Origin of the sequence: Agathobaculum sp. (assembly GCF_050946325.1) — a bacterium.
Classification (GTDB): Bacteria; Bacillota; Clostridia; order Oscillospirales; family Butyricicoccaceae; genus Agathobaculum.
This window is the reverse complement of sequence record NZ_JBMNUP010000011.1, coordinates 12852-27019: the sequence shown is the minus strand read 5'-3', so window position 1 is coordinate 27019 and position 14168 is coordinate 12852. Positions and strand designations below refer to the sequence as shown.

12 protein-coding genes and 1 riboswitch are annotated in these 14168 nt (G+C 61.5%); of the genes, 4 read left to right on the top strand and 8 right to left on the bottom strand.

The features are described from left to right. Positions 1-2451, bottom strand: a 2451-nt coding sequence (locus tag ACOYIE_RS02255; protein WP_433410424.1) for an S-layer homology domain-containing protein, incomplete at its 3' end; no start/stop codon positions are given. Between the two features lie 219 nt (positions 2452-2670). On the opposite strand from ACOYIE_RS02255, the gene ACOYIE_RS02250 reads away from it, so the two are divergent. Continuing rightward, entirely contained in the window at positions 2671-4008 is a 1338-nt protein-coding gene (locus ACOYIE_RS02250) for a lysozyme inhibitor LprI family protein (protein ID WP_433410422.1), read from the top strand. Between the two features lie 131 nt (positions 4009-4139). Here the strand turns inward: ACOYIE_RS02250 and ACOYIE_RS02245 are convergent, their stop codons facing one another. Together ACOYIE_RS02245 and ACOYIE_RS02240 are read right to left on the bottom strand one after the other, a co-directional pair. Next, on the bottom strand, positions 4140-4610 hold the full coding sequence (locus tag ACOYIE_RS02245) for a hypothetical protein (protein ID WP_433410421.1): 471 nt from the start codon (positions 4608-4610) through the stop codon (positions 4140-4142). A 128-nt stretch (positions 4611-4738) separates the two neighbouring features. Continuing rightward, positions 4739-6106, bottom strand: coding sequence for an alanine/glycine:cation symporter family protein (locus ACOYIE_RS02240; protein ID WP_433410428.1), 1368 nt, complete (start codon positions 6104-6106; stop codon positions 4739-4741). Positions 6107-6243: 137 nt separating this feature from the next. Next, positions 6244-6352: riboswitch (glycine riboswitch) on the bottom strand. Positions 6353-6702: 350 nt separating this feature from the next. On the opposite strand from ACOYIE_RS02240, the gene ACOYIE_RS02235 reads away from it, so the two are divergent. Continuing rightward, positions 6703-8454: an FtsW/RodA/SpoVE family cell cycle protein gene (locus ACOYIE_RS02235; RefSeq protein ID WP_433410419.1), complete on the top strand. Its 1752-nt coding sequence runs from the start codon at positions 6703-6705 to the stop codon at positions 8452-8454. Continuing rightward, positions 8455-9828, top strand: a complete 1374-nt coding sequence (locus ACOYIE_RS02230; RefSeq protein WP_433410418.1) for a penicillin-binding transpeptidase domain-containing protein — start codon at positions 8455-8457, stop codon at positions 9826-9828. Positions 9829-10071: 243 nt separating this feature from the next. Here the strand turns inward: ACOYIE_RS02230 and ACOYIE_RS02225 are convergent, their stop codons facing one another. Further along, on the bottom strand, positions 10072-10350 hold the full coding sequence (locus ACOYIE_RS02225) for a hypothetical protein (RefSeq protein WP_433410416.1): 279 nt from the start codon (positions 10348-10350) through the stop codon (positions 10072-10074). 144 nt (positions 10351-10494) lie between these two features. On the opposite strand from ACOYIE_RS02225, the gene ACOYIE_RS02220 reads away from it, so the two are divergent. Further along, positions 10495-11151, top strand: coding sequence for an HAD family hydrolase (locus tag ACOYIE_RS02220; protein WP_433410415.1), 657 nt, complete (start codon positions 10495-10497; stop codon positions 11149-11151). A gap of 33 nt (positions 11152-11184) precedes the next feature. Here the strand turns inward: ACOYIE_RS02220 and ACOYIE_RS02215 are convergent, their stop codons facing one another. The 4 genes from ACOYIE_RS02215 to spoVAC all read right to left on the bottom strand — a co-directional run bounded on the left by ACOYIE_RS02215 (position 11185) and on the right by spoVAC (position 14061). Then, positions 11185-12156, bottom strand: coding sequence for a tRNA dihydrouridine synthase (locus tag ACOYIE_RS02215; RefSeq protein ID WP_433410413.1), 972 nt, complete (start codon positions 12154-12156; stop codon positions 11185-11187). A 65-nt stretch (positions 12157-12221) separates the two neighbouring features. Then, entirely contained in the window at positions 12222-12578 is a 357-nt protein-coding gene (gene spoVAE / locus ACOYIE_RS02210; protein ID WP_433410426.1) for a stage V sporulation protein AE, read from the bottom strand. Positions 12579-12583: 5 nt separating this feature from the next. Continuing rightward, positions 12584-13612: a stage V sporulation protein AD gene (locus ACOYIE_RS02205; protein ID WP_433410411.1), complete on the bottom strand. Its 1029-nt coding sequence runs from the start codon at positions 13610-13612 to the stop codon at positions 12584-12586. Beyond that, the gene (gene spoVAC, locus ACOYIE_RS02200) at positions 13609-14061 is read right to left on the bottom strand and encodes a stage V sporulation protein AC (protein WP_433410409.1); all 453 of its coding nucleotides are present in this window, start codon (positions 14059-14061) and stop codon (positions 13609-13611) included. Before spoVAC ends, ACOYIE_RS02205 begins: the two co-directional genes overlap by 4 nt. Positions 14062-14168: the final 107 nt, after the last annotated feature.

Below are 14168 nucleotides of genomic sequence, written 5' to 3'. Positions count from 1 at the left end.
GCCCTTGGAGCCTGTAAACACATTGACATGCTGGTACGCGCGGTTAATCCAGAGCAGGTACTGGGAGCGGCTGGAATATCCCTTGGCGTTGACCCAGACTTCCTTTTCATACGGCTTATAGTCGTTTTGAACGGCGTAAGCGGTGGTATAGTTGCCGCGGTAAGTAGAGGATACCAGATTGAGCACACGGTTGACGTCGCGCTGGTAATACCACTCGTCCGAATGGTTTTCGATCGGCACAGTGACCTCTTCGTAAACCTCCTCGGTCTCGCCGGTCGAGGGATTTTCATAGGTCAGCTTAAAGCCCATGGTCACGCTCAGCTTCATATCCTTGGTAAAGGTAAAGTAGCTCGTGTGCTTGGATACGCGGTCGGCCGTGAGCGAAAACTGCGCGTTGGCGCAGCCCGGAATCGGCTTGCCGTCCTGGTACCATTCGGCGCGGACGATCTTCTCCTCCTCCACGCCCGTAAAGGTGACCTGCGTGTTGAGCGAGCCGCCGGGCAGCACACGGTCGGGCACGCCAAAGCGGATGCCCACGCCCGCAAGGCCGGCGTCGATATTTTCCAGCTTGGAAGCCGCCGGCACGGTCACTTTGCAGTCCAGCGCGCGGATGTCCACCTGTTCGGCTCTGCCGCGGCCCTTAACGGTGCTGCCGATGCCGGCAACCACCAGCGTTTCCGTCTGGCGGTTGAGCGTCAGCGTTGTATTGCGGGCGCCGCCCGCAATCTGTACGGTGTTCGCCTTGCCGTTCATCACAATGGTGTTGCCGCTGCCCGTAATGGTCAGCGTTTCGGCTTCCATGCCGGTCAGGTCGATTTCGCGGCCGGTAGAGGTGATTTCAATCTGCCCTGCCTTGCCGGAAAAGGAAACCTTGCCACCCGTTCCGGCAATCAGCAGCGTTTCCGCCTGCGAACCGCTTTGCAGCGCGATTTCCGCGTCGCCCGCAGGGTCGGCAGCCAGTACGCCCATGCTTGTTTCGTTCTTCGCGGTGAACGTTATATCCTCCATGCCCTTGAGCACAACGCGGCCGGTCTGGGTCACGCCGTCCAGAACGGCATTTTCCGCCGGACAGGCGAAAATCAGGTCGCCCTCCGGCGCTGCTTCTTTGATGGTGTTTTTGGGCGCGCGCAGCAGCGTACCGCCGGCCGTTTCCGGCGTATATTCGCCCTCGTCCAGCGTGTTGCAGGCAATGCGCGTCAACATGGTGACGAACTGCGCGCGCGTCAGCGGCGCGGCGGGGGCAAGTTTGGTCGCCGTATCGCCCTTGACGATGCCGGCCGCCACCAGCTCGGAAGCTGCGCGGCGCTGCTCGGCCGTCATCGCGGCCGTATCGGTGAACACGCTGAAGGAATCCCGCTCCACGGGCGCGCGGTCATAGCCGAAGGCGCGGGCAAACAGCACAAACGCCTCCGCACGGGTGGCCGGCGCGTCAAAATTGCGGCCGTCCTCCGCTTGCATCAGGCCGATGTGCAGGCCCTTGGCCAGCTCGGTGCGGTACCACGCCTTTTCGGGCACGGCCGTAAGGCCGGAAAGGTCCTCTGCCTCTGCCGCAGTGCCCAGCGCACGGTTGAGCATGGTGATCGCTTCCGAGCGCTTGACAGGGCTGTCCGGCATGATTTTGCCGTTAATTCCCTTAATCAGTCCCATCTGCACGCCCATTTTGAGCTGCTGCTCGGCCCAGTGGCCGGCCATATCGGGAAAGACAGGCTCGGCAGGCTCGGTCGGCTCGGCGGGGTCCGTGGGTTCGGCCGGCTCGGCGGGGTCCGTGGGTTCGGTCGGTTCGGTCGGGTCGGTGGGTTCGGTCGGCTCCGGCTGCTGCGGGGTCAGCGCGGCGGGCAGCTCCCCTGCCATGACGCGGGCAGAGAGCAGCTTGGCGCCGTCCAGATCAAAGCCGCCGGACAGGGTCAGCAGTCCGTCGTCCGCGTGATATACCGCCTTTTTGCCGACGGCTTCGCCGTCCAGCGTTACCGTCAGCACCGCGTCCGCCTCAAGCGCGGCAAGCGCCTTCCGCGCGTCGTCGGACAGGGTCAGCTGCAAATACGCGGCTTCGTTTTCCAGTCCGGCCTCGGCGGCCGTTACATCGGCGCCCGTCAGCGCGGGCGCATCGTCCGATGCCGTGATAGACAGCGCGTTCGTCATCGCCAGAAATTCCGCGACGCCCTCGGTCTCCGCGCCTTCCGGCAGGGTAACGGTCACGGTTTTCCGGTCGCCGTCGACGGCAACTGCGGCCCCTTCCAGACCGAGCTGGGCCAGGCGGCCTTCCAGTACGGCCTGCAAATCCGCCGCGGTCTGCTCCCACTTGCTCTGGTCAAAATCCTCCGGCAGAGAGACGGCAAACGCCAGCACGGGCGCGGCGCTCTGCTGCCCGTCCGGCGCGGCGGTATCGTTCGCAGCAAATGCCGTGGTATACAGCATAAACACGGCCAGCAGGCCGCTCAGCATTCGTTTCATCAAGGTTGTGCTCCCCCTGTTCTTGTAATACATATCTATTGTAAGGGGCTGCATGCATGCTGTCAAGCGCAAGGCGGCGGCTTTTGGAACGATTGTCCGCGCTTTCCCGTCAAACTTCCGCAAAGGTTTACAACCCGCTTTGCTTGTGCTATACTCAATACTGGATTGATATATTGTATATTCGTACCATCTGTGTACATTCAGAGGAGGAAACCATCCATGCTTTGCAAAAACTGCGGCAAGGAGCTGCCCATTGCCGGCAAGTTCTGTCCGTTTTGCGGCGCAGTCGTCGAGCAGACGGGCGTCAACGACGAAACCACCGTTTTCACCACCCTGCCCGACGATTTGAACGTTCCCATCGACCTGTCCGCCTTTGACGCCGCGCGGCGGGACAGCGGACACGGCGCCGCCCCTGCCGATGAGCCGGCCGCGCCGTCCCCCGCGCAGACGCCTGCGGACGAGATGCCCCCTGTCCGTCCGGCCGCCCCGCGCGGGCAGCAGGGCGGGCAATACCAGACCCCGCCCCGCACCACCTATTTTGACGCGCCCGAACCCGAGCGCGACGAGCCGTACCGCCGTCCCTCGCAGGGCAAGCGCGCAGCGGTGATCGTGCTGGTCATCGTGCTGATTGCCGCGCTGATCGGCGGGGGAATCTGGTTCTTCAAATCCCGCCAGCCCGATGAAAACCTGACCCTTGCCGAAAAATATCTGGAGCGCGGCAAGTTTGAAGACGCGCTTGCCGCTTTTGAAGCCGCGCTGGGCGAAGCCAAGGACCCCGCCGCCATCCAGCTCCAGATCGACCAGCTCAAGAGCTATCAGCAGGCGCTTTCCCTGGTGGAAAGCGGGGACTATGCCGCCGCTCTGGCAACGCTGAACGACCTGCGCGGCCGCATTGCCGATAAAACCTCGCCGCTGGGCGAAGCGGTGGACGCGCTCATCGAGCAGGCCAACACCGCCCATGCGGACAGCGAGTTCGCCGCCGACCTGCAGGAAGCGCAGGGCTATCTGGACGAGCAGAAGCTGGACGCCGCCGCCGGCAAGCTGGACGCCCTTGCGGGAGACAGCACGCTGACCGACGAACAGCAGAAGCAGGTGGACGAACTGCGCAAAAAGCTGGAAGAAGCGCAGGCCGCCGCCGACCGCAAGGAAGAAAACGAGCAGGCGCACCAGGCCAAAAAGGAAGCCTTCCGCCACCAGATGGACGCGCTGGAAGCGAACGACCAGAAAATCTCCTCCGCTTCCACCACGGAGGAAGCGTTTGACCTGACTTCGTCCTCGTTCGAGGCGTGGGACCAGCTTTTGAGCGATATGTACGACCAGCTTGCCACCGTACTCAACGCCGACCAGTATGCGGCCGAGGAGGACAGCTACAAGCAGTGGATTCAGGAGCGCGACAAGGGCGCGGAAAACGCTGCGGCTTCGGCCTCCGGCGGGCAGGACGATGAGGACGATGAGGACGGCGAAGAAGCCGACCCGCTCGCAGGCCAGCTTGCCGCGGCCAGCTTCAAGCAGAGCTATACCAAGACCCGCTGCTACAAGCTGATGGACATGATGTAACTGTTGAAAGGTGCGGTTTGTGCCGCGCGCCGCTACTCCGTTTCCATACAAAGCAAAAAGTCAGGCTTTACGCCTGACTTTTTTTGCTTGCAGAGAGAAACGGTTTCCGTATGGAAGATTTTTCGGCCATCTCAGCCGGTCACCTCGGTCACGTCCAGTTCGAGCAGCCAGGTGTGCTGTCCGCCGTTCCGGTCCGTCGCTGTCAGCGAAAAGCAGAGGCTGTTCTGCCAGTCCTCCGGCAGCGGATTGGGGAACACGTCGCCCGCAATGGAGCCGATCTCCTCATTGAGCGCCACCGTGCCGCCCGAGGCATTTTCCGCGCTGTTTGACAGCAGAACCGTCTTTTCCCCGCCTTGCTCCAGGAAAAATTCCACCGTATACGCGCGCACATCGCCCAGCTCCTGCGGCATCTGCTCCAGCGTGCCGCCGCGCAGAACCTCTTTTTCTTCCTTGAGCACGATCTCGCCGTTGGAAAGTTTCAGCTGCTCATTTTCCCCACAAAACGAGTAGACCTGCACATCGGTCTCCTTTTCGCCGCCGCAGCCGGTCAGCGCGGCAAAGCAGGCCAGCGCGCCCAGCAGCGCGCAGACGGTTTTTTTCATGCTGTTCCCACCTTTCTCTGTTTTTTCAGTATAGCATGCGCCCTGCTCCGCCGGCAAGATAAAAAAGCGCCCTTCCGTTTGGAAGGGCGCTTGCATCTGCCGGAAAACCTGCGCAGCAGCTTTTCCGCTTACTTTTTCATGATATCCTCGCCGCGCGCCGCCTTGGCCACAATACCGGAAAGGGCCAGCAGCGCGATCAGGTTGGGGAATACCATCAGCGCGTTGAACAGGTCGGACAGGTTCCACACCAGCTGCACCTTGAGCGCGGAGCCGGCAATGATGCACAGCACAACGATTGCCGCGTAAATCTTGACCGCCTTTTTGCCGAACAGCGCCCTGACGTTGGTTTCACCGAAGAAATACCAGCCGATGATGGTCGAGAACGCGAAGAACAGCATGCAGATTGCAACAAAGATGTTGCCGAAGTTGCCGAACGCGGAGTTGAACGCCGCCTGCGCCAGATCGGTACCCTGCAATGCGCCGGGCACGCCCGCCTGCAGCTGGCCCGAGGTCAGGATAACCAGCGCGGTCAGCGTCAGCACGATAAAGGTATCCACAAACACGCCGATCATGGCGATGACGCCCTGATCCTGCGGCTTTTCCACCTTGGCAAGCGCATGCGCGTGCGGGGTGGAGCCCATGCCGGCCTCGTTGGAGAACAGGCCGCGGGCAACGCCAAAGCGCATGGCCTCACGCACGGTGATGCCCACCGCGCCGCCGAGAATCGCGCGGGGATCGAACGCCGCCACAAAAATGGACTTGATGGCCGGAATCAGCATCTGATGGTTGATAATCAGAATAATCACGCAGCCAACCATGTAGAAAATCGCCATCACAGGCACGACCTTCTCCGTAAAGGAGGCGATACGGCTGACGCCGCCGATGAAAATAAACGCCGCAATGATTGCGCAGATCACGCCGATAACGCGGGGGTCGACGCCGAACGCCGTCTTGAACGCCGCGCTGATCGAGTTGGCCTGCACCATGTTGCCGGTAAAGCCCAGCGCAAAAATGATCGCCAGAGAGAAGAAACCGGCCAGGAACTTGCCGAAGTTGCCCTGGAAACGCGCCTTGATGTAGTAAATCGGGCCGCCGGTGACCTGACCGTCCTTGCCCACGGTTTTATACTTCTGCGCAAGCACGGCCTCGCCGTAGATGGTGGACATGCCGAAGAATGCGGACAGCCACATCCAGAAAATCGCGCCCGGGCCGCCGGAGTACAGCGCGGTTGCGCAGCCGGTGATGTTGCCCGTGCCGACCTGCGCGGCGATCGCGGTGGTCAGTGCCTGGAAAGAGCTCATGCCCTCCTTGCCGGCCTTATCGCCCTTGAGCGAGAAGTTGCCGAACAGGCGGCGCCAGCCCTCACCAAACTTGCGCACCTGCACAAACCGTGTGCGGATGGTGAAAATGATGCCCGTGCCGACCAGCAAATACAGCAGAATGCTGTTCCACACGATGCCGCTGATTTTGTCTACCACAGCAGCCAGTTGATCCATTGACATTTGTTACATTCCCCTTTTTTCTGTTTTGCGGCAAACAAAAAAAGCCAAACCTGCGCGTATTCCGCGCGATTTGGCCCTGAAAAAAGCAGCACAGCAGATAAACGGGCGCTTGCCGCCCGACTGCCGCCGTTTTCCGTCACTCTGTCCTTTTGCCTGAGAGATTCGCGCGGCGTTGCTGTCCGCCGCGTCTTGCACCTTCGGCATCCTCCATAAGAGAAGGACTTCTCCAGAGCCACATCCATTTACAGTCCTCATCCGGCAAACCGGACGCCTGAGAGTTTTGCTCCTTCGGCAAGCCTTGCGGCTTTTTCCTGCAAACTTCGTTTGTCGCTGATATGATCTTAGGAATTCAGTGTACCATCGGTTTTGTATTCTGTCAAGCCCTGCGCGGGAAAGATGGGGCGGTTTTTCGCCTGTTTTTGCCCAAAAAGGGAAAAAGGGAGGACAGGCGCGCCGCTGCGCTCCATTTTTCCATTTCCATACCAAAACTGCTTTATGGCTTGACAAATATGCTATAATATAAAGGTTATAGACAAACTGTGTCTGTATCGTACATTTTCGATTCGGTTCTCCGGAAGGGAGGAAAACAAATGATCGACGCTTTACAGCGCCTGCTCGATACGGTGACCGCATTCCTTGCGGAAAATCCGCTGGTGGGCGCCTGGTACACCACGGTTGTGCGGTTCATTTTCCCCGTGCTGGCGCTGATGATTCTGGTCGGCGCGATCCGCTCGCTGTGGAAGGTCAAACACCCGGACGAGGTCTGGGGCTATCTGGGCATGGCAAACGGCGTGCGCCTGCCGCTGACCCACTGGGAAAATATCATCGGCCGCGCGCCGTCCTGCGATGTGCAGCTTGAATATCCTTCGGTATCCCGCCAGCACGCGGCGCTCATCCGCGAGGATGACGGCTCGTGGACGGTATACGATCTCGGCTCCAAGGGCGGCGTGACCGTAAACGACCTGCCTGTGGACGAATATGCCGTGGTGGAGGACGGCGACACCGTCGCCTTCGGCGGCATCCCGACCATGCTGGTGCCCATCTCGGCCGAGGAAAAGCGCCGCCAGATGGCGGAGCGCCGCATGGAAGGCCGTCCCGCAGGTATGTGGGGTTCGCTTGTTCTGCTGACGCTGTTTCAGGTGCTGACCGCGCTGCAGCTCATCGTGGCGGCGGGGCCGGAAGCCACCGTCACCATCCCGCTGACCTATCTGGTGCTGACCCTGGTCTGCTGGGGCTACTTTATTGTGATGCGCTCGTTCCGCCGCATCGGTTTTGAGATGGAGACCATCGCGTTTTTCCTGTGTACGCTGTCGCTTGCCGTGACCGGCTCGACCGTACCGCATGAAATGCCCAAGCAGCTGGTTGCCATTTTGATGGGACTGGCGCTCTTCCTCCTCCTCGGCTTTTTCCTGCGCGACCTGAGGCGCGCGCAGAAGGTGCGCTGGTTCATGGGGGCGGCGGCAGTCGGCCTGCTTGCCATCACGCTGCTGATCGGCTCGTCGGAAGGCGGCGCCAAGGCCTGGCTGCGGCTCGGCCCGCTGTCGCTGCAAACCTCGGAGATCGCCAAGATCTGCTATATCTTCGCGGGCGCGGCCACGCTTGACCGCCTGTTCAACAAGCGCAACCTGTGGATGTTTATCGGCCTGACCGGCATCTGCGGCGGCTGTCTGGCATTACAAAACGACTTTGGCACCGCACTGGTGTTTTTCGTCACCTTCCTCGTCATCGCCTATCTGCGTTCGGGTGATTTTGCCACCCTCGGCCTGATCTGCGCGGGCTGCTTCGGCGGCGGCATGGTCATGCTGACGGTCAAGCCGCACGTTGCCGCGCGCTTTGCCTCGTGGGGCCATGTGTGGGAGGATGTGTACGACACCGGCTTCCAGCAGACCCACACGCTGACCGCCGCCGCTTCGGGCGGCATGATCGGCGTGGGCGCGGGCAAGGGCTGGCTTTCCGGCCTGCCGGCAGCGGATACCGATATCGTATTCGGCATGCTGTGCGAGGAATGGGGCCTGATCATCGCGGTGCTCACCATTCTGTGCATCATCACGCTGGCCGTGTTCGCCGTGCGGGCGTGCCGCGCGGGACGGTCAAGCTTTTACACCATTGCGGCCTGCGCTGCGACGAGCCTTCTGGTGTTCCAGACCTGCCTTAACGTATTCGGCGCGGTCGATATCCTGCCGTTTACGGGCGTTACCCTGCCGTTTGTATCCAACGGCGGCTCGTCCATGCTGTCGGCCTGGGGCATGCTGGCCTTCCTCAAGGCGACGGATACGCGGCAGAACGCTTCGTTTGCCGTCCGGCTGCCTTCGAGGCGTGAGCTGCGCGGGGAGGTGGAATAAATGCGGAAAATTGAAAAACGCGGCGTGTTCTGCCTGATTCTGGCCGCGCTGCTCGGCCTTGGTCTGGCGCTGTTCTGCTTCCGCTTTGTGGTGGACGGCGGCGACTGGGCCTCCTATCCCTATAACCGCCACCTGTATTCGAACAGCGGCGCGCTCAAGGGCGGCACCATCCTCGACCGGGACGGCGACGTGCTCTCCTCGCTCGATGAAAACGGCAACCGCACCTACTATCCGGACGGCGACGTTCGCCGGGCGACCCTGCACGCGGTCGGCGATCCGGCGGGCAACATCGGCGCGGGCGCACTGACCGCCTTTGCCGACAAGCTTTCCGGCTACAACCTGCTGACCGGCGTGTATTCCCCGCTGGGCACGGGCAACCAGCTTTACCTGACCATCGACGCTTATCTCAACAACATCGCCTATCAGGCGCTCGGCGGCATGCGCGGCACGGTAGGCGTATACAATTACAAGACGGGCGAAATCCTCTGCATGGTCTCCACGCCGACGTTTGACCCCGCCGATCCCCCGTCCATCGATCCGGACGACCCTTCGTGGGAGGGCGTGTATGTCAACCGTCTGCTGTCCGCCAACTCCATCCCCGGCTCGATTTTCAAGGTTGTCACCCTCAACGCCGCAATTGAAAATATTCCTGATCTGTTTTCGCGCACCTGGAACTGCACCGGCTCGACGGAGATCGGCGGCGACGCCGTGACCTGCCCCTACGCCCACGGCGAACTGGATATTGAGGACGCGCTGGCGGTTTCGTGCAACGGCGTGTTCGGCCGGCTCGCGGTTGAGCTGGGCGGGGACACCATGCAGCAATACACCGACGCCGCAGGGCTGACCAGATCCATCAAGGTGGACGGCATCAGCACCTCGCAGGGACGGTTTGATTTTACCGGCAGCGACAACCAGCTTGCCTGGTCGGGCGTCGGCCAGGGACAGGATACCATGTGCCCCATCAACATGATGCTGTATATGGGCGCGATTGTAAACGGCGGCAAGGCCGCCATGCCGCGTCTTATTGCCAAATCCACCACGGCTTACGGCCTGCCGACCGGCATATACATGCCGCGCAAATCGGGCGAGCTGATCGACGGCACGACCGCCCGCACCATTGCGGACATGATGCACAACAACGTCATCGAAACCTACGGACAGGACCGCTTCCCCGGCATGGACATCTGCGCCAAATCGGGTACGGCCGAGGTCGGACCGGACAAGACCCCGAACGCATGGTTCACCGGCTTCCTGCGGGACAGTGCCACGCCTTACGCCTTTATCGTATTGGTGGAAAACGGCGGCGGCGGCTCGTCGGTTGCGGGCACGGTGGCCTCGCGCGTGCTGACCGCGGCAGTGGAAAAGGCGTATTAAACCCAAAACCATATGCCGCAATGCAAAAAAAGTCAGGCGTATCGCCTGACTTTTTTCAGTCTGTCGAAAAATCCTGCGCGCGAGCCGCGCGTATCAAACAGAAAATTGCAGCAAGCTGCAATTTTCATAAAAACCCGCGACACGCGCGTGGGTTTTCATACAAAACGACGGAGAATTGTGCCCAGGGGGCGCGATTCGCAGTCGCAAATTCGATCGAAAGCGTGGTTTCGATCGAGAGACCGCTCATCGCAGCAGCCGCACCGCCCGGAACCGTCTTTCCAGCGGCGGGAAAGCGCGGCCTGCCGTCAGGTGCCCGATCCGGTCTGCGCCCGCCCGCAGCCGCACGACGCGGGCCGGTTTTCCCCTGCGCAGCACGCTGCCTGCCGCATACAGCAAAACAACCCAGACCGCATTGTACAGCAGCCCCTCTGCCGAAATGGTCCCCATATCGGACGCACCGGCCGCCAAAAACGCCAGCAGGCCGCCCGCCGCCTGCATGGCCAGTCCAAAATTTTTCCGCATCGGAAAACCCCTCCGTTTCGTCTTTCGTTACTTGGATAATACCCGATGCTTTGTCCCTTAAACCGGACTTTTATTTTGCTTCCCCTGCGCGCGCCCCTGCTTGACAACACGGCGTCCTTTCCTTTATGATAGAAACGGTGAAGTATGATGCTGAAAACAATTATTATGGATTTTGACGGCCTGATCGTCGATACCGAGGTCGTCTGGTACCAGATCTTTGCAGACTGGTTCCGCCGGAACAAAAATTACGCGCTTTCTGTGCAGGAATTTCTGACCTGCGTCGGCTCCGAGGCCGAGGCGCTGTTCCGCCGGCTGGATGAAAAAGGCGTGCATGTGGACCGCGCGGCTTTTGAACAGCAGACCTTTCCCCTGTTCGTCGAGCGAAGCGGCCGTCTGCCGGCAAAGCCGGGGGTGCGCGCGTTTCTGCAAAACGCCCGGCAGCGCGGGCTTTCGGTTGCGCTTGCGTCCTCGTCCGTCCGCAAAAAACCGGCCAGCCACCTGGAGCGGCTGGATCTGATGCAGTATTTTGACGTGCTCGTTACCGCAGAGGACGTTGCGCGCGTCAAACCCTTTCCCGATTTGTTCTGCAAAGCGGCCGCGGCCTGCGGCAGCAGCGCGGACGAATGCCTGGTGGTGGAAGATTCGCTCAACGGTTTGCAGGCCGGCCGGAACGCGGGCATGCGCGTGCTGGTCGTGCCCAACGACGTGACCCGATACTGCGATTTTTCCGGACAATACCGCATGTGCGCCTCGCTTACGGAGGCCGACCTGTCCGCCATCGCCGCAGACTTCTGCACATGAAAAAAGCTTCCATCGTCTTGATGGAAGCTTTTTTTATTCCGCCGGACGGAACCAGCGCGGCACCGCTTCATCCAGCAGCGGCAGATCCCGAAAAACGGCGGCCGCCGCAGCTTCGTATTCCTGCGGGGTGCGCGATTTGCGCAGCTGTTTGCCGTGTTTTTCGTTCTCTCCAAACAGATGCAGGTGATAAAACCAGATCTCCTTCATGCGCAGCATGGCGATGCGCCGGTCGCCAAAGCGTTCGGACAGACGGCTGTACAGTGCGTCGTGGAAGGCGCAGAGCGTTTTCCGGTCGGCCCGCGGGCCGCCCCGCAGGCGCGTCACCAGCGAAGGGTCGGCAATCAGCCCGCGGCCCAGCATGATGGCCGAAAGCGACGGATACCGCGCCGCCACGGCCTGCGCGTCCCCCTCGCAGACCACATCTCCGTTATAGCACACGGGCATGGCGCTTTGCGGCAGCGCGGCGGCAAAGCAAGCTTCCCGCACGCGGCCTTTGTAAAAATCCTCCCGCACCCGCGGATGGATGGTAAGCTCAAAAACCGGATACCGGTTGTATATCTGCAAAATACGCGCAAATTCGGCCTCATCGCGCAGCCCCAGCCGCGTTTTGATGGAAATTTTGACCGAACAGCCTGCAAACACCGCGTCCAGAAAGCGGTCCAGCCCGTCCGGATCGGCCAGAAAGCCCGCGCCCTTGCCCTTTGCCGTCACCGTGCCCGAAGGGCAGCCGAGGTTTAAGTTGACCTCCTCATACCCCAGTTCGGCCAGCGCGTTCGCCGCCCAGACGCAGTCTGCGGCGTTCCGGCTCAAAAGCTGCGGCACGGCCGGTACGCCCGCGTTTTCCTCGGGCAATACGTCCCGCTTCTGGCGCGGGGTCAGCCGGGGCTGCGCGGTCGGCGTGATAAAGGGCATAAAGTATTTATCCGCACCCGGGAAATATTCATGATGTGTGCGGCGGTATACCGCGCCTGTCACGCCCTCCATCGGGGCAAAATAATACCGCATCTGTCTCGTCCTCCCTGCTGCCCTTTATTATACCCGCGCGCGGCCGGCGGCGCAACAGAAAGAATTTATCCCTTGGATTTTGGCTTTGCCAGCAACGCAAACAGGCAGCCGAACACAATGGCGGCTGCAATGCCGCCGGCAGCGCCTGTCACCCCGCCGGTGAACACGCCGAGCAGGCCGTCCTCCGCCACCGCCTTTGCCACGCCCCTGGCAAGCGAATAGCCAAACCCCAGCAGCGGCACGGTCGCCCCCGCGCCTGCATAGTCCACCACGGGCTGATACACCCCAATGCCCTGCAAAAATACGCCGATGACCACCAGACTGACCAGAATACGCGCCGGTGTCAGCTTGGTTTTATCAATGAACACCTGGCAGACCGCGCAGATCGCGCCGCCCACCCAGAAGGCGTTTAAATATTCCATCCCGTTCATGCTTCGCTCCTTTCCAGCACAACTGCGTGGCACACCCCGGCAATCGGCTGCTTCTGCTGCACGGAGACCGGACTCATCATCGCGCCCGTTCCGGCAAAGACCAGCCGGCGGAGCTTTCCCTCCCGCATATCGCGCAGCAGCGGGCCGCACAGCACGGCCGCCGAACAGCCGCAGCCCGAGCCGCCCGCGTGGGCGTCCTGCTCGTCGCCGTAAAGCAGGCTGCCGCAGTCGGAATAGACGGGCGAAAGGTCGACGCCCTGTCCCCGCAGCAGCGTCAGCAGAATATCCGCGCCGACGTGCCCCAGGTCGCCCGTCACGATGCAGTCAAAATCAGTGGGGGCGGCGTGCAGGTCGTCCAGCAGGGCCGTGATGGTGTCAAAGGCCGCCGGAGCCATGGCCGCGCCCATGTTGCCCGCGTCCGTCACGCCCATTTCGACCATTTTGCCGAATACCGCATGCGTCACGCGGATGGAAGGCTGCCGCTCTTTGCCCGCGCCGCCTTGCAGCACAGCCGCGCCTGCCGCCGTGGCCGTCCACTGGGCGGTCGGCGTGCGCTGCCCGCCGTAAGCCAGCGGAAAACGGTACTGCCGCTCGGCCGAGCAGAAATGGGAGGACGCCGCAGCCAGCGCCCTGCGCGCCGCGCCGCCCTCTACCAGGCACGCGCCCAGCGCAAGCCCCTGCGCCATGGTCGAGCAGGCGCCGTACTGGCCAAGATACGGCACGTCCGAATCGACCGAAGCCAGAAAAGAGCTGATGCACTGGTTGAGCAGGTCGCCCGCCAGAATTACATCCAGGTCTTCCTTTTTCAGCCCGCCCTTTTCCAGCGCCATGCGGATGGCGGCGCGCTGCAGCCGGCTTTCCGCCAGCTCCCACGATTTTTCATCCATGCGGTCGTTTTCGGCTACAAAATCAAACCGCCCGCCAAGCGGGCCTTCGCCCTCCTTTTTGCCGACGGCCGCCGCGTGCGACAGCAGCACGGGCCGGCCGGCAAAGCGCAGGGTACGCCGTCCGATGCGTTCGATCATGCCGCGCCGCCTCCTCCCAGCATCCACAGCAGCAGGCCGTACACCACGCTGGCCGAAATGCCGTATACCAGCACCGGTCCGGCAATGACGAACAGCTTTGCGCCAAGACCCAGCACCAGGCCCTCGCTTTTGAACTCCATCGCGGGCGATACAATTGCGTTGGCAAAGCCCGTAATCGGCACGATCGTGCCCGCGCCCGCGTGTTTTGCCAGCTTTTCATACAGATGCAGGCAGGTCAGCAGCGCGCCCAGAAACACCATGGTGATTGAAGTTGCCGCGGCGGCGTCCGCCGTTTCCAGTCCGCGCGCCTGCCAGAAGTTGCTGACGCCTTCGCCCACGGTGCAGATCGCACCGCCGAATACAAAGGCTTTCAGACAATCTTTCCACAGGGGCGAATTCGGGCTTTTCTGCTCCAACAGCTTCTGATACTGCTGTTTATCCAGCTTCATGCGCATCCTTCCCTTCTTCTTTTGGGGTATTTTGCGCAGAGGAACGTATTTTATCCACAGAGACGGAGGGAAATGTGGAAAAGTCCGCTCTTCATATAGCGGGCGGG